The organism is Microbacterium sp. LRZ72 (assembly GCF_033792225.1).
GTDB lineage: Bacteria > Actinomycetota > Actinomycetes > Actinomycetales > Microbacteriaceae > Microbacterium.
Window position 1 is genome coordinate 61,754 of the sequence record NZ_JANGEX010000006.1, and the last position, 19,297, is coordinate 81,050.

Below are 19,297 nucleotides of genomic sequence, written 5' to 3' on the forward strand. Positions count from 1 at the left end.
CGGCGCGTGGGGGTGGTGCGCCGTGCGTGCACGCGGGAGCATGGGACGAGGAGGTGTGCCTCATGAGCGAGACACAGGATGCCGTGAGCCGACTCACGGACAAGGAATGCTGGGAACGGCTGCACCATCAACAGCTGGGCAGGCTCGTCACGAGCGTCGGCGACGTCGTCGACATCTTTCCCGTCAACTACGTGGTGGATGCTGGGGCCATCGTGTTCCGCACCGCGGAAGGCAGCAAGCTGTTCGAGCTCACCGTCAACGACGAGGTGCTGTTCGAGGTCGATGACCACACCGACAACGACGCGTGGAGCGTCGTCGTGCGGGGTTGGGCGAAGCGCCTCGACGACGCCGACGAGGTCGAGGCGGCGGACGGGCTTGGTCTCGTGCCGTGGATCCCGACCCTCAAGTACAACTACGTGCGCGTGACCCCCCACACCCTCACGGGCCGTGCCTTCGAATTCGGCCCGGAGCCCGACCGCTACGGCATCGCCGAGTACTGAGGCGCAGCGTGCCCTCGGCATTCGCGGGGCCGATCGAGCATGCCGTACACTTGAGCGTGCAGTAGAAGTCTGCATTCTTTCGCCGTGCCCGTAGACCGGGTGAGAGTTCGGTTCGCGTCGCGGTGAAGTGCGGAACGGGATCGCAAGATCTCTAGGGCGGTAGCTCAATTGGCAGAGCAGCGGTCTCCAAAACCGCAGGTTGCAGGTTCGATTCCTGTCCGCCCTGCGCGTCAGCTCTCGTGCTGACACACGAAAGGTATATTCAGGTGAGTTCAGTGGCCGGAGACGAGCCGAACCGCGAGATCGTCGCGTCGGGCAAGTCGCGCGGGGAGAAGAGTCCCAACGTCTTCTCGCGTATCGCATTGTTCGTACGGCAGGTGTTCGCCGAGCTCCGCAAGGTCGTCACGCCGACCCGGCAGGAGCTGCTGAAGTTCACGGCGGTCGTGCTGGGGTTCGTGGTCGTCATGATGGCGATCGTCTACGGTCTCGACTTCGTGTTCTCCTGGATGGCCTCGGTCGTGTTCGGAGCCCCCGGCGGAGCCGTGGTCTCCTGACCTTCGGGGGCCCTGCGCCCCAGTCAGACCCATCAGTGACGGACCGACGAACCGGCCGCCGCATTCGACGGAAGTGATCCAGTGACCGAAAGACATGTCGACGACGCCGACTGGGCGACCGCGGCCGAGCAGTCCAGCGAGGACGACGAGGCCCAGGAGGGCAACGAGCTCGCCCGGCAGGAGCACTCCGCTGACGCCGCCGAGCACGTCGCGGTGCACGTGGTGAACGAAGATGACGAGGCAGAGACCTCGGAGGGGAACGACGTCGAAGTGAGCGACCCAGAAGCAGACGCGATCGTCAACGACGCACTCGAGATCGACGAGACGGCCGAGGTCGAGGCCGCGGCAGAGGTGCTCACCGATGGCCTGCAGGAGCAGCAGGAGGATGCGGCGGAGGAAGCCGCGGACGAGCCGGCCGCGGATGAGACCGCTGACGGCGAGCCCGTTGTCGATGAGACCGCCGCAGACGACGCCGAGGAGGAGCCGGCTGAGGTCGACCCCTACGAGGCGTTCCGGGCCGACCTGCGCGTGCTGCCGGGCAAGTGGTATGTCATCCACTCCTACGCCGGCTTCGAGCGCAAGGTGAAGGCCAATATCGAGCAGCGCAAGTCCACGCTCGAGGTCGAGGACGACATCTACCAGGTCGAGGTCCCGATGGAGGACGTCGTCGAGATCAAGAACGGCCAGCGCAAGATGGTCACGCGCGTGCGTATCCCCGGGTACGTGCTCGTGCGGATGGACCTGAACGAAGACACCTGGTCGGTCGTCCGGCACACCCCCGGCGTGACCGGCTTCGTGGGCAACGCCCACAACCCGACCCCGTTGCGCTTCGAAGAGGCCTTCAACATGCTGAAGTCCCTCGTCGAGATCAAGGATGTCGCCCCGGCCAAGACCGGCGCCGCGAAGGGCTCGCCCACGACGGCTCGCACGATCCCGGCCGACGTCGACTTCGAGATCGGCGAGACGATCACCATCAAGGAGGGCTCGTTCGCGGGCCTGCCCGGTTCGATCAACGAGATCAAGCCCGAGAGCGGCAAGCTCACCGTGCTCGTCTCGCTGTTCGAGCGCGAGACCCCGGTCGAGCTGTCGTTCGACCAGGTCACCAAGCTCTGACCGGCTGTTGAGCGAGCGCAGCGAGTCGAGACGACGTTTCGTGGTTTCGACTCGGGCCTGCGGCCCTCGCTCAACGACCGGGAGATAAGACACCGCTTTCAGGAAAGGCCTGAACCGCGGGAGAGCGGATGCCGACGGCATCCGGTTCGACGAAAGGAAGAAGAATGGCACCGAAGAAGAAGGTGACCGGCCTGATCAAGCTCCAGATCAGCGCGGGCGCCGCCAACCCGGCGCCGCCGATCGGGCCCGCGCTCGGTCAGCATGGCGTCAACATCATGGAGTTCTGCAAGGCGTACAACGCCGCCACCGAGGCGCAGCGCGGCAACGTCATCCCCGTGGAGATCACCGTCTACGAGGACCGCAGCTTCACCTTCATCCTCAAGACGCCGCCGGCAGCAGAGCTGATCAAGAAGGCCGCCGGCTTGCAGAAGGGGTCCGCGACCCCGCACACGGCCAAGGTGGGCAAGATCACCAAGGACCAGGTGCGTGAGATCGCCGAGACCAAGCAGCCCGACCTGAACGCGAATGACATCGAGGCAGCCTCGAAGATCATCGCCGGCACCGCCCGTTCCATGGGCATCACGGTCGAGGACTGAGGGGGATAACGACCATGGCTACCAAGTCCAAGGCCTACCAGGCCGCCGCGGCGAAGATCGCCGCTGACACGTTCTACACGCCGACCGAGGCCGTCGCCCTGGCGAAGGAGACCGGCTCTGCGAAGACCGACTCCACCGTCGAGGTGGCGCTCAAGCTCGCGGTCGACCCGCGCAAGGCCGACCAGATGGTGCGCGGCACCGTCATCCTTCCGCACGGCACCGGCAAGACCGCCCGCGTCATCGTCTTCGCGACGGGACCGGCCGCCGAGGCCGCGATCGCTGCGGGCGCCGACGAGGTCGGTGGCGCCGATCTGATCGAGAAGGTCGCCGGGGGATACACCTCCTTCGACGCGGCCGTCTCGACGCCGGAGCTGATGGGACAGGTCGGTCGTCTCGGAAAGGTACTGGGCCCCCGCGGCCTCATGCCCAACCCGAAGACCGGCACCGTGACCCCCAACCCGGCAAAGGCCGTGGAGGAGATCAAGGGCGGAAAGATCGAGTTCCGCGTCGACAAGCACGCCAACGTGCACTTCGTGGTCGGCAAGGCGTCGTTCTCGGCGGAGCAGCTCGACGAGAACCTCAAGGCCGCGCTCGATGAGATCGTGCGCCTGAAGCCCTCGAGCTCGAAGGGTCGCTACATCCAGAAGGGTGCGGTCTCGACCACGTTCGGCCCCGGCATCCCGCTGGACGTCAACGCGATCTGACGCGTCGTCACGACAGGAAGGCCCTCGCTTCGGCGGGGGCCTTCCTGCGTGCGGGGGCGAACGACGTCCCGCTACAGCCGGATGTCGAAGCCCGACCCGCCGGTGGGCGCGACGTCGGTGACCGACACCTCCGTCACGGCCGCGGTGCCGGGGCCGCGGCCCATCCACTCGAGCATGGCGTCGACGTCGGCGCTCGTCCCCTCGATCTCGGCCTCGACGGCATCGCCGTCCCGATTGCGGATCCATCCCGACACCCCGAGGCGGAGGGCCTCGGAACGGGCTGCCACCCGAAAGCCCACGCCCTGCACTCGCCCCGTCGCGGTCACCCGTACGCGTCGCATGGGTCCATGGTGGACCACGCACCGCCAGTGCGCATCCCCCGCCGCGTCAGTCGTCGCTCACGCGCAGCACGACCTTGCCGCGCGTGTGGCCGCCCTCCAGCATCCGATGCGCCTCCGCGGCCTCCGCGAGGTCGAACACGCGGTCGACGTAGACGTGCACGGCCCCCGAGGTCAGCAGCCGGCCGATCGTGGCCAGTGCGCCCCCGTCGGGCACCACCTTGTAGGTGGTCGCGCGCACCTGAGCGGCCGCGGCATCCTCGAGGAAGGTCGGCCAGCTGCCGGTGGGCACGTTGACGATCATGCCGCCGGGGCGCAGCACCTGCAGTGAGCGCGTCCCCGTCTCGTCGGCGGCGTTGCCGACGAGATCGATCACGACGTCCACGTCCGAGACCTCTTCCTCGAAGCGGGCCGAGGTGTGATCGATCACCTCGACGGCGCCCATCTCACGCAGCCAGGAGATATTGCGGGCGGATGCCGTCGCCGTGACCTGTGCGCCGAAATAGGCTGCGAACTGCACCGCGAAGTGGCCGACGCCGCCGCTGCCCGCGTGGATCAGGATGCGCTGCCCTTCGTGTGCGCGTGCGGTGTCGACGACGAGACCCCAGGCGGTGAGCGCTGCGAGGGGCACTCCGGCGGCCTCGACGTGCGACAGCGAGGTCGGGATCTTCGCCACCGACAGCGAGGACACCACGATGTACTCGGCGTACGACCCCGAGGTGCGCGGAAACGTGGTCATGCCGTGCACCGCGGTGCCGGGCGGCAGGGGGTGCGACTCGAACGGCGCCTGGACGACCACCCCGCTGAAGTCGTATCCCGGCACCGCGGGCAACGACGGAATGTGCGCGGTGACCCCCCGTCCGGCCCGCGTCTTGGCGTCGATCGGGTTGGTGCCCGCGGCGACGACGCGCACGAGCAGCTCGCTGAGGAGCGGCCGCGGCGTGGGGACCTCGGCGGCGTGGAGCACGTCGGGACCGCCGGGAGCGTCGAAGACCATCGCCCGCATGACCTCGGGTATCGGTGAGGTCGGGCTGGCGACGTCGGTCGCCCCCTCCGGCGCTCGGGAATCCATCGTCTGCCCCCTTCTGCGCGACGTTGCGCATGCCGCACGCGTTGCTCTCTGTGTGAACACAGTAAAGCCGGGCATTGTCTCGCCGGTGTTACGCCGGTGCTACCGCGCCGCTACGCCTCGGGCGGTTCGCCGGAGCGGAGCGCATGCAGCAGGCGCGTGAGGGTGCGGATGTCGTCGGTCGACCATTCCCGCAAGGACTCCATCAACCCGCCGCGTTTGTCGGCGCGCGCTTCGCTCAGCGCCGCGACGCCATGCTCCGTGGCGGCGATGAGTGTGGAGCGGCCGTCCGAAGGGTCGGGGGAGCGCTCGACCAGCCCGAGCCCTTCGAGGTCGCGCACGGTGCGGCTCACCTGGCCCTTGTCGATCAGGAGCGTCTCGGCCAGAGCCGAAGGGGTGATGGGTCCTCGTCGCACGATCGTGGTGAACGTCTTGTATGCGCCGGGCAGCATCCCCGGGCTCAGGCGCTGTGCGCTGTCATGGATCACCCGGCGCAGGCGCGCGATCAGCTCGCCGAACTCGCCCTCGAGTGCGCGCACGGCTTCGCTGCGGGTGTCCTCGAGCTCGTCCACACTCATCGACACTAGCGGCCGGGGGACTCGGCGTCGGTCGGCGCTGCACTGCGCGACTGCGCCGCCTGCTCGTCGCGAGCGGCGACCCGTGCCGACGCACCGGCCACGGCCTCGCCGGCCGACTCGGTCGCGAGTCCGGCCTCGCCAGCGGCGAGCCGTTCTCCCGTGGTCAGGCGAGTGAGCGGGATGTTCGGGAGGAAGATGATCGCCACGAGGCTCGCCAGCGCGAGCGGCACGGCGATCAGGAACGAGTGCGCGATGCCCTGGGCGTAGATGTCCTCGACGATCACGCGCACGGGCTCGGGCAGAGTGGACACGGCGGGGAGCGTGCCGGACTCCAGGGACCGCGCGACGGCGGCCCCGGCGGTGCCGAGCTCGGCGATCGCGGCGGCGAGGGCCTCGCGGTAGGTGCCGAACAGATCCGTCACGCTCGCAGCGAGTGCCGCACCCATCGTCGAGACCCCGACCGTCCCCCCGAGGCTGCGGAAGAACGCCACTCCCGCGCTCGCGGCTCCCATGGCCTCCGGCCGGGCCGTGTTCTGCACGATGAGCACGAGGTTCTGCATCGTGCTGCCGACGCCGGCTCCGAGCAGGAACATCGACACGGCGGCGAAGACGTAGGGGGTGTCGTACTCGAGCGTGGACAGCATGGCCGCCCCCGCCGTCATCGACACCGCTCCCGCGATCAGATACGGCTTCCAGTGCCCATAGCGGGTGATGAGCTGCCCGATGCCGATCGACGCCGTCAGCAGGCCGGCGATCATCGGCAGGGTCATGAGGCCTGCCTCGGCGGGCGTCGCCCCGCGCGCCATCTGCATGTACTGGCTCAGGAAGACCGTGGCGCCGAACATCGAGACCCCCGTGGCGATCGATGCCGTCACGGCGAGCGTGAATGTGCGGTCGCGGAACAGCCACAGCGGGATGAGGGGCTCACGGCTGCGCAGCTCGACGACGATGAACAGCGCCGCGGCGACGACGGCGCCCCCGGCCATCAGTGCCGTCGTCCAGCTCCACCAGTCGAACCCGGTTCCCGCGTTGGTGATCCACACGAGCGTCAGCGAGACCGCGGTGGCGAGCAGAACGATGCCGACGTAGTCGATCGACACCCGCCCGCGGCGCGTGTGCGCAAGGTTGAGCGTGCGCTGCAGGATGATCAGCGCCGCGACGGCGAAGGGGATCGCGACGTAGAAGTTCCAGCGCCAGCCGATCGCATCGGTGATGAGACCGCCCAGCAGCGGCCCGCCGATGGTGGCGAGCGCCATGACGCCGCCGAACAGCCCCATGTACTTGCCCCGCTCGCGGGGCGAGATGATGTCGGCCATGATCACCTGGCTGAGCGCCGCCATGCCGCCGGCGCCCAGGCCCTGCACCGCTCGGAAGGCGATGAGCGTGCCGGGATCCTGCGCGAAACCGGCCGCCGCCGTGGCGAGCACGAAGATCACGAGCGCGGTCTGGATGAGCCGCTTGCGCGGGAACAGGTCCGCGAGCTTCCCCCAGACCGGGGTCGAGATCGCCGTGGTCAGGAGCATCGCCGTGACGACCCAGGTGAGCGCGGCCTGGTCGCCGCCGAGGTCGTGCACGATCACGGGAAGCGACGTCGACACGACCGTCGCGGCGAGCATCGACACGAACATCCCCAGCAGAAGCCCGCTCAGCGGTTCGAGGATCTCTCGGCGGCGGGCGCGTGCGGCGGCGAGGAGAGCGGGGTCTGCGGTGCGCGACATGGGGTCCTTCACTGGTTGATCTGCGTCAGCCATAAATGAATGCTTGATCTGCGTCAACCAGTTTGTGGGAGCGGAACGGCGCCGGCCGAGTGTCGGCCCCTCCTCAGCGGGTCGCCAAGGAATGTCGCCGGTGGGGCCTTGAAGGCGCGTTTCCTGGCGACCGGGCGTGCGTGGAACGGTCGGATGCCGTCCGCGAGTGGATCAGTCGGCGAGGGCGAGGGCGCGGTAGGCCTCTCGCGCAGGTCGTGCGGTGGCGCCGGTGGTGCGCCGGTAGAGTTCGTCGATCAGACCTGAGGCGAGACGAACGAGGCGCGCGATCTCGGTGTCGTCGCGATCGACCCAGGCGCAGCGCGGCTCATCGTGCACGGGCACGAAGTCGTCGTGCTGCTCCCAGACCACGAGCGTGCGCTCGGCGCCGAGTACGTGCTGCTGCCACCAGACCTGCCGCAGATAGCTGCGGGGGATCGAGCGCCAGGCCTTGTTGGTCGTCTTGATCTCGGCGAGCATCACGGCGCCGTCGGGCCCGACGGCGACCCCGTCGGGCGTGGCCAGGTGGCGCTTCTCGACGACGGCGCGGAAGAGGGCGGAGGAGGGCTGGATGCCGTGGGTCGCGGCGACCCACGCGGCGATCTCGGGTTCGCGGCGGCGCCCGTGGTCGGTGTAGACGTTGCCCGAGAAGCGCGAGCCCATGAGCTTCTGGTCCGCGGCCTTGCGGATCGCGTTCTCGCTCGTGAGGGCCGCGACATCCGTGGCGGTGATGCCCCGTGAGCGGGCCCGCACCCACGCGACGCGGTCGCGGCTGTCGGCGACGATGCGCGCGGCGAGTTCGGGGGTCACCCTTCGACCCTAATCGCGCTCGCCTCGGCATCCGTGCGGCATGCCGAGGGTCGTCGGATGGATGCGGGTGCGGTATGCGGATGCGGCATCCACCACGTTCATCCGTCGCACCTTGCGGGTCCTCCGCCGCAGTGCCCGCAAAGTGCGACGGATGACGAGTGGTCGTCTTGCCTCACGTCAAGATGTCCGGGAGTGATTGATGGGTGCCTCACGTAATTTGTCCGCGTAGCTCAGGCGGCGGGGCGGGTGCGTTGGGTGCGTGCGGTGGCGAGGTCGATGAGGTGCCGCTGGATCTGGTTGATCCGTTTCGTGATCCGTGCGGGGTTCAGTCTCTCGTGCTCGCGGGCGAGGCGCGCGGCGGTGGTCTGGTCGAGGGCGCCGGCGTCGAGGAGTCGCTGGTAGGGGGTGCGTGGGGCGTCGTAAACGCGCTTCTTCCGCCCCGATTTCATGTGGGTCCAGCCGGTCGCTTTCACGCAGGGCAGCAGGTGGTTCTTCCGGGCCATCACGAGGCCCCAGAGCTCGTTCAGCAGCGCCATCTCGGCGTCGGTCTCGTAGCGGTAGCGGAATGCGTGTTTGCGGACCCAGTCGCCGTTGCGTTGCTCGACGTGCGCGTTGTCGTTGTGTTTGTAGGGGCGGCCGCGGGTGAGGGGGATCTCGCGTGTGTCGGCCCAGGCGATCACGCCCCAGTTCATGAACTCGGATCCGTTGTCGAAGTCGAGGCCGGCGACCGGGGCCGGCGCGTGCTTTGTCATCCATTCCAGGGCCCCGTGGACGTGGACGTAGGCGTTGTTGCGGATCGTGCGCAGCATCGTCCACCCCGCGACCGGGTCCGTCGCCGTCAGGGTGCGGAGGAACTCGCCCTTGAGGGTGTGGCCGCAGTGCGCGACGGTGTCCAGCTCCAGAAACCCCGGGACGAGCAGCGGGGCGTCCATGCTGGTGCGCGTCGGGATCGAGGACCGCAGGATATGACTGGGTTTCGTGCCCGACAACGCGACCGGGTACGCAGCGTCCTTGTGCGGTTTCAGATACCGGTCGATCGTCGCCGCGCTCATCGACCGCACCTCACCCAGTACCTCGGCACTCACGCGTGGGTCGACCTTCCCGAGTTCCCGGAACCGGATCAGTCGCTCGAGGGTGTCGTCCATGATCGCGGCGAGGTATTTCCCCGATGGTTGCCCGGAGAGCCGCCAGACCTCCTGCAGCACCACGAGCGCGTCGTAGGAGAACTTCCGTGGTCGTGGTTTGCGGTCCTGCTGATGCACGGCACCCTTCCGGGCGTTCGCGGCACGGATCGCACGCCGCGCATGATCGCGGGCCCAACCCGTCGCATGCACGAGCTCGTCCAGCAACCGACCCTTCTCCACCTTGCCCGCATTGGCATATTCACGGGCGAACTTCTTCGTGATCTCACGGCGCGACGCCATCGACAACTCCCTGTGCACACGGCCAGGGAACCACCACCGCTACGCGGACATTCTCAAATGAGGCACGCGCAGCCCTTCCCGGACCTTTTACGTGAGTCAAGTCGGTGGTTGGTCATACGGCCGCGATGCGGGTATGGTTGTTCCCAACCGAAGACCGCCGGTCGTCGGTGCGCGCGCAAGCGGGCATCGATCGAAGCACTGCACAGCAGGGGCCCGCGCAGGTGTCACGAACGATTCCCCGATTCTCGGGGGTACCAGCTCCGTGCGCTTGCGCTCGGAGCTTTTTCTTTGCGTGCGACGGGTTCGGCTGGTGTCCCGCCACCGCGGGCCACCTCGTATACACAAGGAGTGGCCATGGCGCAGAAGGATGCATCGGTCGCCGAGCTCACGAAGCATTTCGAGGACTCGACCGCCGTATTGCTGACCGAGTACCGCGGCCTGACGGTTGCGGAGCTCAAGGAGCTTCGCAACAGCATCCGTCAGGACGCGGAGTACGCCGTGGTGAAGAACACGCTGACCAAGATCGCCGCTCGCAAAGCGGGGATCGAGGTGCTGGACGACGAGCTCACGGGCCCGTCTGCCGCCGCCTTCGTGCACGGTGACACCGTCGCCGTCGCCAAGGGTCTGCGCAACTTCGCCAAGGCACACCCTCACCTGGTGATCAAGGGCGGCTACTTCGACGGTGCCGCCCTGTCCGCCGATGAGGTCAACAAGCTCGCCGACCTCGAAAGCCGTGACGTCCTGCTGGCGAAGCTCGCCGGCGCGATGAAGGCTTCGCTGTCCGGCGCTGCAGCGCTGTTCAACGCCCCGCTGTCGAAGACCGTGCGCACGGTCGACGCGTTGCGTGAGAAGCAGGAGTCCGCCGCCTGACACCTCGCGGGCGCGGAGACGACAACACCAACCAAGGAGAAACATCATGGCAAAGCTCACCACTGAAGAGCTTCTCGACGCGTTCAAGGAGCTCACGCTCATCGAGCTGAGCGAATTCGTCAAGCAGTTCGAGGAGACGTTCGACGTCACCGCTGCCGCCCCGGTCGCCGTGGCCGCCGGTGCCGCCGCGGGCGGTGCGGGCGCCGCCGCCGAGCCCGAGGAGGAGAAGGACTCGTTCGACGTCGTCCTCGAGGCCGCCGGCGACAAGAAGATCCAGGTCATCAAGGTCGTCCGCGAGCTCACCTCGCTCGGCCTCGGCGACGCCAAGGGCCTCGTCGACGGCGCCCCGAAGGCCGTCCTCGAGGGTGCGCCCAAGGACGCCGCCGAGAAGGCGAAGGCTTCGCTCGAGGAGGCCGGCGCGACGGTGACCCTCAAGTAGGGATTCTCTCTTCACGACGACGAAGGCCCCGGGGTTCTCCCCGGGGCCTTCGTCGTTCTCGTGTGCGGCGCTCAGCCGGTGAACGCCGCGGTCGACGCGCGCACGACGAGGCGCGTCGACGCCTCCGTGCGCCCCTGGTCCGGCGGGCCTCCCTCGAGCATCCCGAGGATCGCGAGGGCCGCGTGCTCACCCTGCTGCTGCGGATGCTGCTCGACCGTGGTGAGTGCGAACATCTCGGCATAGTCGTGTCCGTCGACGCCGATCACGCTCAGCTGCGACGGAACCGCGATGCCCAGCCGTCGCGCGGCGATGATCGTGCCGATCGCCACTTCGTCGCAGGCCGCCACGATCGCGCTCGGGCGACTGCGCCGGTCGGCCAGCAGCGATGCCGCCGCCGCATACCCGGCGGTCACGGTCAATGATGCGGCCCAGGTGCGCACTTGCGATGCGAGGCCCGACTCCGCCATCGCGTCGCGGTACCCCCGCACCCGGTCCTCCACGTCGAGGACGGCGGCCTCCTCCGGGGGTGTCGCGCCGAGGAACGCGATGTCGGTGTGGCCGAGCTCGATCATGTGCTGCGTGATCATCCAGCCGATCGCGGCGTTGTCGATGCCCAGGGTCGCCAGGCCTTCCAGGTCGTTGCCGATGCAGACGGTGGGTTTGCCGAAGCCGACCAGACGCGAGACCTCTTCGTCGTCAGGTTCCAGCGCGACGGCGATCAGCCCGTCGAACCGCTTGCGCGCGAGGAAGTGGCCGTAGAGCGTCTCACGGTCGCGGGTGTGCGGTTCGGCGACGTAGAGCGTGAGGTCGTAGCCGTGCGGCAGCAGGGCGCGTTCGGCTCCCTCGAGGATCGATGCGAAGTACCACCTCGTCACCCGCGGCACGACGACGGCGATCGCGCGGTTGCGGCCGGTCACGAGGCTCGCCGCGTTGGTGGAGGCGACGTAGCCGAGCGTGTCGGCTGCGTGCCGCACCCGTTCGCGGGTGGTGGGGGCGACGTAACCGCGGCCGGTGAGGGCGCGGCTGGCTGTCGACTGCGACACCCCGGCCGCTCTCGCCACGTCCGCGATTCCGCTCACCGTGTTCTCCGTTCGGTCCGCTCGCGCGCTCATGGGAGCGCTCCTTGTGGAAACCCTTCCATATTCGGATGCCGTCTGCGCGGTTTTCTTGGAGGTGTCGCCACGGCCGTCGATTCAGCGCCAGGCGCAGCGGCGGCGGCGTTATCCAGTTGTGACGAATGGCTCATTGTGGCGGCCGGGGTCCTCGTCTACGTTGAGCATGGAAGCGCTCCCGGACGAGTGGAGAGCTCACCATGGCGCGAGGATTGCGCGGACTCGACGAGGAGGACCTGATGGCAATGATGCGACGCGGCCGGGTGATCGGAACGGCATCCGTACTCGCTTTGGGCGGACTCGTGCTGGCCGGCTGTACGGGCGGGCCGGGCACAGGCGACGGCGACGGTGGCGGGGGCAGCGGCGAGGGCGATGTCGTCACGGTTTACGGCACCATCTCGGGTACGGAGGCCGACCTGCTCAACGAATCCTGGGCCGAGTGGGAGGAGGAGAGCGGCATCGACATCGAGTACGAGGCCTCGCAGGAGTTCGAGGCGCAGATCGCCGTGCGAGCGCAGGGCGGCAACGCCCCCGACCTCGCGATCTTCCCGCAGCCGGGCCTGCTCGCCGACATGGCCTCGCGCGATTATCTGGTGCCCGCGCCCGAGGCGGTCGCCGAGAACGTCGCCGAGTACTGGTCGGAGGACTGGGCCGAGTACGGCACGGTCGATGGAACCCTGTACGGCGCGCCCCTCATGGCGAGTGTCAAGGGCTGGATCTGGTACTCGCCGTCGACGTTCGAGGAGAACGGCTGGGAGATCCCGACCACGTGGCAGGGCCTGCTCGATCTGACGGCCGACATCCAGGCCGAGACCGGCGAGCCCCCGTGGTGTGTCGGCTTCGGCTCGGATGCGGCTACAGGATGGCCCGGTACGGACTGGATCGAGGACGTCGTGCTGCGCCAATCGGGCCCCGAGGTCTACGACCAGTGGGTCGCCAACGAGGTCGCGTTCACCGACGAGCCGATCGCGTCCGCGTTCGACGAGGTCGGCACGATCCTGCTCGACCCCGACTACGTCAACGCCGGCTTCGGCGGTGTCGGCTCGATCGGAACCACGCCGTTCGGAGACCCGGCCAACGCCCTCGTCTCGGGGGAGTGCCTGCTGCACCACCAGGCCTCGTTCTATGACGGCTTCATCACGGATGCCGGGGGTGAGGTCGCCGAGGACGGGGACATCTGGGCGTTCCTGACCCCGCCGTTCGAGGACGGCGCCGAGGGATCCGTCGTGACGGGCGGCGGCGAGATCGTCGGAGCGTTCGATGACCGCGAGGCCGTGCAGGAGGTGCAGGCCTACCTCTCGAGCCCGGAGTGGGCGAACTCCCGCGTGGAGCTGGGCGGGGTGATCTCGGCCAACAATGGCCTCGACCCCGAGAACGCCTCGAGCGAGATCCTCTCGGAGGCGATCGAGATCCTGCAGGACCCCGAGACCACCTTCCGATTCGACGCGTCCGACCTGATGCCCTCGGCAGTCGGCGCGGGAACGTTCTGGCAGGGCATGCGGGACTGGGTCAACGGCACGGACACGGCCACGATCCTCGAGCAGATCGAGGCGGGCTGGCCCGACAGCTGACATCGTGACGGTGCCGCCCGCGTGGGCGGCACCGTCACGGCAGCCCGAGTCCGACGACGTGCTCGAAAGGAACCGACGTGACCGCCTTCTTTGAGTGGCTGAGCACACTCTCGCCCTGGCTCGAGATACCTATCCTGATCGGCGCTTTTCTCGCCGTGATCGGGCTTCTCCTGTTCATGATCGAGATCGCGCCCCGTTCCGGCCGCATCTACACGGTGATCCGGCTGGCCGCGTGCGTGCTGCTGCCCCTGCTGGTGCTGTGGGTGCTGCAGTCGTACACGTGGGCGATCATCGCCGCCGGGGCGCTCGGCCTGGTCTTCTTCTGGCTCGACTACCGTGCGCGCGCCGGCTCCGGCTATCTCTTCCAGCTCGTCGGCTTCCTCACCCCCGCACTGCTGCTGCTGCTCGTCGGGCTGGTCGTGCCCCTCATCCAGACGTCGGTTCAGGCGTTCATGAACTCCCGCGGCACGGCCTTCGTCGGTCTCGACAACTTCGCCTGGATCTTCACGCAGCCCCAGGGCATCCGCACGGTCATCAACACGATCGCGTGGGTGCTCATCGCGCCGGTCGTGTCGACCATCGCGGGCCTCGCCTACGCCTACTTCATCGACAAGACCCGAGGTGAGAAGTACTACAAGATCCTCGTCTTCCTCCCGATGGCGATCTCGTTCGTGGGGGCCTCGATCATCTGGCGCTTCATGTACACGCCCCGTCCCGAAGACCAGGAGCAGATCGGCTTCCTCAACCAGGTGATCGTGTGGTTCGGCGGCGAGCCGTTCAACTTCCTGGCCGCGGACCCCTGGAACACGCTGTTCCTGATCGTCGTGCTGATCTGGGTGCAGACCGGTTTCGCGATGGTGGTGCTCTCGGCCGCCATCAAGGGCGTGCCGTCCGAGCAGCTCGAGGCCGCGGAGCTGGACGGCACCAACGCGTGGCAGCGGTTCATCAACGTGACCGTGCCCAGCATCCGCGCCTCGCTCGTCGTGGTGCTCACCACCATCTCGATCGCGTCGCTCAAGGTCTTCGACATCGTGCGCACGATGACGGCCGGCGCGAACAACACATCCGTGATCGCCAACGAGATGTACACGCAGTTCCGCAGCTTCGAGACCGGGCGGTCGGCGGCGTTCGCCGTGATCCTCTTCCTTCTCGTGATGCCGATCATCATCTACAACGCGCGACAGCTGCAGAAGCAGAAGGAGGTGCGCTGATGAGTCAAGTGGCGCCGGTGGAACTGCCGCTCGACGACGACACCCAGCGCGAACTCGACCGGGGCGAGCGCAGGGCCGAGAACCAGGCGCTCGGACGCACGAAGAAGCGGCTGACGTCGCGGTGGGCGACGCTCGCCGCGCTCGTCATCGCGGTCCTGTGGACGCTGCCGACGTTCGGCCTGTTCATCTCGTCGTTCCGGCCGCGCGAGCTGATCCAGACCACGGGCTGGTGGACGGTCTTCGAGAACTGGGGCTGGACGCTCGACAACTACATCACGGCGCTGCAGTCGGGCAACAGTCAGCTCGACATGGCCGGTGCGTTCGTGAACTCGGTCGCCATCACCCTGCCGGCGACCGTGATCCCCATCGTGATCGCCTCGCTGGCGGCCTACGCCTTCGCCTGGATGGACTTCCGCGGCAAGAACATCCTCTTCGTCGCTGTGTTCGCGCTGCAGATCGTGCCGATCCAGATGGCGCTGATCCCGATGCTGCAGCTGTTCTCACAGGGCACGATCTTCGGCTTCCCGGTCATCCAGGCGTTCGGGTCGCCGGGCTACACGCAGGTGTGGATCGCGCACACGATCTTCGCGCTGCCCCTCGCGATCTACCTGCTGCACAACTTCACCTCCGAGATCCCCGCAGACGTGATCGAAGCGGCCCGCGTGGACGGCGCGGGCCACGGCCAGATCTACTTCCGGGTCGTGCTGCCACTGACGGTGCCGGCGCTCGCCTCGATCGGCATCTTCCAGTTCCTGTGGGTGTGGAACGACCTGCTCGTCGCCCTCATCTTCGCCGACGGCAACGTCGCGCCGATCACGAAGCTGCTGGCCGAGATGACGGGAAGCAGGGGGCAGGACTGGTACCTGCTCACGGCGGGCGCGTTCATCGCGATCATCGTGCCCCTCATCGTCTTCCTGCTGTTGCAGAGGTTCTTCGTGCGTGGACTGCTCGCCGGCTCGACGAAGGGGTGAAACGAGCGCGGTGAGACGGGCGGGCGGGAGTCACGGGGGCTCCGCCCGCCCGGTCTCCGCGTCGTCGCCGAGCGGGGCGAACGATGAGTGGATGCCGCGGGCCGGTCGAGCGACTCAGCCGCAGCCGAGTCGCTCCGCGGAGGCGGCCATCGCCTCGATCTCGAAGCGCTGCGTGTCCTTCATCGACTGAGCCACGCGCAGCACGCGAGGCTCGTCGCCGAGCTCGAGCACCGCGTCGACCATCTCGATCGCGCCCTCGTGGTGTGTCGTCATGAGATCGAGGAACATGCAGTCGGCGGCGGTGCCGGAGGCGTTCTCGAAGGCATCTAGCTCGGCATCCGAGGCCATGCCCATCGCGGCGCGCATCTGCTCACCGGTCAGCGGCTCCCCGGATGCGGTGCCGCCGTGGTCGTGGCCTTCGACCGGCGTCATCCACGCCATCGTGGTGTCGCCGACCGGGGGAACGCCCCAGCCGACGAGCCAGGAGTACATCTGCCCGATCTGCGCCGACTGCGCCGTGGCGATGTCGTAGGCGAGCACCCGCAGCTCCGGGTCGTCGGTGCGCTGGTACAGCGACATCGCCATCTCGACCGCCTGCGCGTGATGCACCTGCATGTCGCGGGCGAACCCCGCCTCGGCCGAATCGCTCGTGGGAGCGGCAGCGCCCTGAAGCGCACCGAACGTGGAGAACCTCCCGGCGGCGAATGCGAGCGCGCCCACGGCGAGGATCGCGAGGACGACGAGCAGCCACCGCGGTGGCCCGGAGCGCGGAGCGGTGTCCTCGTCGATCCGGTCGTGCGGGCCGGCGTCCTCGGCGTCGGGCTCCACGCCGGCCGTCGTCACCGGCTAGACCCGGCCTTCGCCGTCGATCGCGCCGTGGCAGACGGCGGTGGGCTCGGGAACCTGATCGCTGCGCCAGTACTCCTCGAAGAACTGCGGGATCCGCTCGTCATCCACGGAATCGAGCGTCAGCTGCGCGTTCCATGCGCTGAGCGCGAGCGGGCTGTCGAGTCCCTCGTAGGGCGAGAGCAGGTAGTAGTCGGCCGGCATGTGAGAGCGGAGGGTCTCGAGGTCCTCGCCCGAGACGCGCTCGGGGTCATACGTGACCCAGACGGCGCCGTGCTCGAGCGAGTGCACGGCGTACTCGTTCTGCTGCGGCTCGGAGTACTCGCCGCAGTTGAGCCAGTACTGGTTGTGCGGACCACCCGCGGGCGGGTTCTGCGGGTAGTCGACGGTGCCCTCGACGTGGGTGGTGTCGTTCTGGAACGTCTCGACGCCGTCGATCTCGACACCGGGGCCGGTGCCGGCGTCGTACGAGACGGGCGCGGGGGGCTGGAAGACGATCGACGCGACGACGACGCCCGCCACGGCGACCGCGGCGACACCCCCCACGACCCACCACATCAGACCGCGCCGCCGGCGGCGTGCGATCTGCCGCTGGTACTCCGCCAGCTTCTCGTTGCGCTTCTGCTCTCGCTGCTGCTTGACGGTCTGCGCGGCCGCGGCCTGCTTGGCCGGGTCGCCGCTCTTGCGCTGGGGGGACATCGAAAGCTGCTCTCGCCGGGATCATTCGGGGTGGTGCTCGCGCACCTCGGTCGAGTTTATGCGGGTGCATCGGATGCCGCCTGTAGACTTGCTGTGTCGAATCGATTCGACACTCGGCATCCACCCCGTCTTCCGCCTGAGGTTCTCCGTGCCCGCCACCGGTCCCGCGTCCACCCACCCGGCTCGTCCCCGGACGGGTGCGATCCGTGCGCTCGGCTCGAACCCCGCGACGGCGCCCGTGATGCTGCATCCCGGCGACAGCATCTCGGCCGGGCGCCGCCTGCTCTATGTGGTGCTGCTGGGCGCGCTCACCGCCCTCGGGCCGTTCACGATCGACCTGTACCTGCCGGCCTTCCCCCTGCTCGAAGCGGACTTCGACACCACCGCTGCGGCGATCCAGCTGACACTCACCGGCACGATGCTCGGCTTCGGCCTCGGTCAGCTGCTGGTGGGGCCCCTGAGCGACGCCGTCGGCCGCCGCATCCCGCTGATCGCCGTGACGGCGGTGCATGTGCTCGCGAGCGTCGCGGCAGCCCTCGCGCCCGACCTCGTCTCGCTCGCGGCGATCCGTGTGCTGATGGGGGCGGGAGCGGCCGCCGGCGGCGTCGTCGCGATGGCGATCGTGCGCGACCTGTTCGGCGGCAAGCGCCTGGTGGTGATGCTCTCGCGGCTCGCGCTCGTGACGGGCGTGGCCCCCGTCGTGGCGCCCCTGCTCGGCTCCTGGCTGCTGCTGGTGATGCCCTGGCGCGGCATCTTCGTCGTCCTCGCCGTCTACGGGGCCGTGATGCTCGTCGCGACCCTGGTGTTCATCCCCGAGACGCTTCCGCGCGACCGGCGCTCGGCCGGTGGCGGTCTGACCGTGCGCGAGCGGTACCGCAGCGTGCTCAGCGACCGGGTCTTCCTCGGCGTTCTCATCATCGGCGGCATGGTCTTCAGCGGGCTCTTCTCGTACCTGTCGGCCTCGTCCTTCCTCTTTCAGAACTCCTACGGTTTCGACCCCCAGCAGTACGGGGTGCTCTTCGCCGTCAACTCGCTCGGGCTGGTGCTCGGCGTGCAGACCGCCTCGCGGCTGGCCGCGCGCTTCGGTCCGCAGTGGGTGCTGGCGTTCGCCACGGCCGCTCTGGCCATCAGCGCGATCGCCATCATCGTCGCCGATCAGCTCTCGCTCGGGCTGTGGGGCACGATCGTGCCACTGTTCGTCTTCATGACCTCGTGCGGCTTCAGCTTTCCCTGCGTGCAGGTACTCGCCCTCGACCGTCATCCGCGCGCCGCGGGAACGGCGGCGTCCCTGCTCGGCGCCGTCAACTTCGGCGTCGCGGGCATGGTCTCGCCCCTCGTCGGCGCCATCTCGGGTGATGCGGCGATCACCGCCACGACGATGGCGAGCGTGATGGCGGGATGTGCGCTGATCGGGGTGGTCGGTCTCTGGGCCGTCGTGCGACCGCGCAGCGTGCGCGAACTGAGCCCCTGATCGCGCGCCTGCGCGAGAATGGCCTGATGAGCGAAGACGCAAAGACACCGACGCGCGCTCGATTGCTGCTTGCCGTGGTGGCACTGGTGGCGGGAGTGTCGCTCGGGGCGTGGATCCTGTTCGGGCAGGCGAACACCCCGTTCGGCGTGGATCTGGGGTGGGCGGGGTGGGTCGCGGCTGACCCGTCCGATGCGCTCGTCTGGTTCTCGCTGGCGTTGAACTGGCTGGGCGGCGGCTGGTTCGCGGTGTTCGTCGTTCCCCTCGGGGTGGCGCTGATCCTCGTGCTGCAGCGCCGACCATGGGCTGCGCTGTTCTTCGTCGTCGCGGAGGCGGCCTCGGCCGGTGCCGTGCAGGTGCTCAAGCGCACCATCGGTCGCGCGCGTCCCGAAGAGATCATCGTCGCATCGGATTTCGGTTCATTCCCATCCGGACATGTCGCCAACGCGGCCACGATCGCGGTCGCGCTGTTCATCATCTGGCCGCACACGTGGGCCGCCCTCGCGGGTGTCGTCTGGACGCTGCTGATGGCGTTCTCCCGCACCTACGTGGGGGCGCACTGGCTGAGCGACACGCTCGGGGGCGCCCTGATCGGCGCCGGGGTCGCCCTCCTCGTCGCCGTCGCGTTCGCGCGCCTGCTCGATCGGGAGAGTCGCGCGCGGAGCCTGCCCCCCCGCCC

At 68.5% G+C, this 19,297-nt stretch carries 20 protein-coding genes, 1 tRNA gene and 1 pseudogene; 13 read left to right on the plus strand and 9 right to left on the minus strand.

What is annotated here, in order from left to right:
* Window positions 1-62: 62 nt before the first annotated feature.
* The 6 genes from M4I32_RS08400 (at window position 63) to rplA (ending at window position 3,467) form a co-directional block, all read left to right on the plus strand.
* On the plus strand, window positions 63-500 hold the full coding sequence (locus M4I32_RS08400; protein ID WP_319034034.1) for a pyridoxamine 5'-phosphate oxidase family protein: 438 nt from the start codon (window positions 63-65) through the stop codon (window positions 498-500).
* A 153-nt stretch (window positions 501-653) separates the two neighbouring features.
* Window positions 654-726, plus strand: a tRNA-Trp gene (locus M4I32_RS08405).
* A 49-nt stretch (window positions 727-775) separates the two neighbouring features.
* A complete protein-coding gene (gene secE / locus M4I32_RS08410) occupies window positions 776-1,054 on the plus strand; it encodes a preprotein translocase subunit SecE (protein WP_319034142.1) in 279 nt (92 codons plus the stop codon).
* 81 nt (window positions 1,055-1,135) lie between these two features.
* Window positions 1,136-2,167, plus strand: coding sequence for a transcription termination/antitermination protein NusG (nusG, locus tag M4I32_RS08415; RefSeq protein WP_319034035.1), 1,032 nt, complete (start codon window positions 1,136-1,138; stop codon window positions 2,165-2,167).
* Window positions 2,168-2,331: 164 nt separating this feature from the next.
* A complete protein-coding gene (gene rplK, locus M4I32_RS08420) occupies window positions 2,332-2,763 on the plus strand; it encodes a 50S ribosomal protein L11 (RefSeq protein ID WP_319034036.1) in 432 nt (143 codons plus the stop codon).
* A 14-nt stretch (window positions 2,764-2,777) separates the two neighbouring features.
* Complete coding sequence (rplA, locus tag M4I32_RS08425) at window positions 2,778-3,467, plus strand: 50S ribosomal protein L1 (RefSeq protein WP_319034037.1); 690 nt, start codon at window positions 2,778-2,780, stop codon at window positions 3,465-3,467.
* A gap of 71 nt (window positions 3,468-3,538) precedes the next feature.
* Here rplA and M4I32_RS08430 read toward each other — a convergent pair whose 3' ends face one another.
* The 6 genes from M4I32_RS08430 to M4I32_RS08455 all read right to left on the minus strand — a co-directional run bounded on the left by M4I32_RS08430 (window position 3,539) and on the right by M4I32_RS08455 (window position 9,431).
* Entirely contained in the window at window positions 3,539-3,808 is a 270-nt protein-coding gene (locus M4I32_RS08430) for an acylphosphatase (RefSeq protein ID WP_319034038.1), read from the minus strand.
* A gap of 46 nt (window positions 3,809-3,854) precedes the next feature.
* Window positions 3,855-4,877, minus strand: coding sequence for an NADP-dependent oxidoreductase (locus M4I32_RS08435; RefSeq protein WP_319034039.1), 1,023 nt, complete (start codon window positions 4,875-4,877; stop codon window positions 3,855-3,857).
* A 110-nt stretch (window positions 4,878-4,987) separates the two neighbouring features.
* Entirely contained in the window at window positions 4,988-5,452 is a 465-nt protein-coding gene (locus tag M4I32_RS08440) for a MarR family winged helix-turn-helix transcriptional regulator (RefSeq protein WP_319034040.1), read from the minus strand.
* 5 nt (window positions 5,453-5,457) lie between these two features.
* A complete protein-coding gene (locus M4I32_RS08445; protein ID WP_319034143.1) occupies window positions 5,458-7,170 on the minus strand; it encodes an MDR family MFS transporter in 1,713 nt (570 codons plus the stop codon).
* Between the two features lie 201 nt (window positions 7,171-7,371).
* Window positions 7,372-8,007, minus strand: a complete 636-nt coding sequence (locus M4I32_RS08450; protein ID WP_319034041.1) for a YqaJ viral recombinase family protein — start codon at window positions 8,005-8,007, stop codon at window positions 7,372-7,374.
* 230 nt (window positions 8,008-8,237) lie between these two features.
* The gene (locus M4I32_RS08455; protein ID WP_319034042.1) at window positions 8,238-9,431 is read right to left on the minus strand and encodes an integrase; all 1,194 of its coding nucleotides are present in this window, start codon (window positions 9,429-9,431) and stop codon (window positions 8,238-8,240) included.
* Window positions 9,432-9,785: 354 nt separating this feature from the next.
* On the opposite strand from M4I32_RS08455, the gene rplJ reads away from it, so the two are divergent.
* Complete coding sequence (rplJ, locus tag M4I32_RS08460; protein ID WP_319034043.1) at window positions 9,786-10,301, plus strand: 50S ribosomal protein L10; 516 nt, start codon at window positions 9,786-9,788, stop codon at window positions 10,299-10,301.
* A 46-nt stretch (window positions 10,302-10,347) separates the two neighbouring features.
* A complete protein-coding gene (gene rplL / locus M4I32_RS08465; RefSeq protein WP_319034044.1) occupies window positions 10,348-10,740 on the plus strand; it encodes a 50S ribosomal protein L7/L12 in 393 nt (130 codons plus the stop codon).
* Window positions 10,741-10,811: 71 nt separating this feature from the next.
* Here rplL and M4I32_RS08470 read toward each other — a convergent pair whose 3' ends face one another.
* Entirely contained in the window at window positions 10,812-11,852 is a 1,041-nt protein-coding gene (locus M4I32_RS08470) for a LacI family DNA-binding transcriptional regulator (protein WP_319034045.1), read from the minus strand.
* 239 nt (window positions 11,853-12,091) lie between these two features.
* On the opposite strand from M4I32_RS08470, the gene M4I32_RS08475 reads away from it, so the two are divergent.
* The 3 genes from M4I32_RS08475 (at window position 12,092) to M4I32_RS08485 (ending at window position 15,605) form a co-directional block, all read left to right on the plus strand.
* On the plus strand, window positions 12,092-13,423 hold the full coding sequence (locus M4I32_RS08475) for an ABC transporter substrate-binding protein (RefSeq protein WP_319034046.1): 1,332 nt from the start codon (window positions 12,092-12,094) through the stop codon (window positions 13,421-13,423).
* A gap of 77 nt (window positions 13,424-13,500) precedes the next feature.
* A complete protein-coding gene (locus M4I32_RS08480; RefSeq protein ID WP_319034047.1) occupies window positions 13,501-14,634 on the plus strand; it encodes a sugar ABC transporter permease in 1,134 nt (377 codons plus the stop codon).
* A complete protein-coding gene (locus M4I32_RS08485) occupies window positions 14,634-15,605 on the plus strand; it encodes a carbohydrate ABC transporter permease (RefSeq protein WP_319034048.1) in 972 nt (323 codons plus the stop codon). The genes M4I32_RS08480 and M4I32_RS08485 overlap by 1 nt, the downstream gene beginning before the upstream one ends.
* Window positions 15,606-15,719: 114 nt before the next feature.
* Here the strand turns inward: M4I32_RS08485 and M4I32_RS08490 are convergent, their stop codons facing one another.
* On the minus strand, window positions 15,720-16,448 hold the full coding sequence (locus tag M4I32_RS08490) for a DUF305 domain-containing protein (RefSeq protein WP_319034049.1): 729 nt from the start codon (window positions 16,446-16,448) through the stop codon (window positions 15,720-15,722).
* 3 nt (window positions 16,449-16,451) lie between these two features.
* Window positions 16,452-17,150 carry a DUF3105 domain-containing protein gene (locus M4I32_RS08495; RefSeq protein WP_319034050.1) on the minus strand — a complete coding sequence of 233 codons (699 nt, stop codon included), beginning with the start codon at window positions 17,148-17,150 and terminating at the stop codon, window positions 16,452-16,454.
* Between the two features lie 241 nt (window positions 17,151-17,391).
* Between M4I32_RS08495 and M4I32_RS08500 the strand changes: the two genes are divergently transcribed.
* Entirely contained in the window at window positions 17,392-18,621 is a 1,230-nt protein-coding gene (locus M4I32_RS08500) for a multidrug effflux MFS transporter (protein ID WP_319034144.1), read from the plus strand.
* A 26-nt stretch (window positions 18,622-18,647) separates the two neighbouring features.
* Window positions 18,648-19,235, plus strand: a pseudogene (locus M4I32_RS08505) (phosphatase PAP2 family protein); the annotation flags it as partial.
* Between the last annotated feature and the right edge of the window lie 62 nt (window positions 19,236-19,297).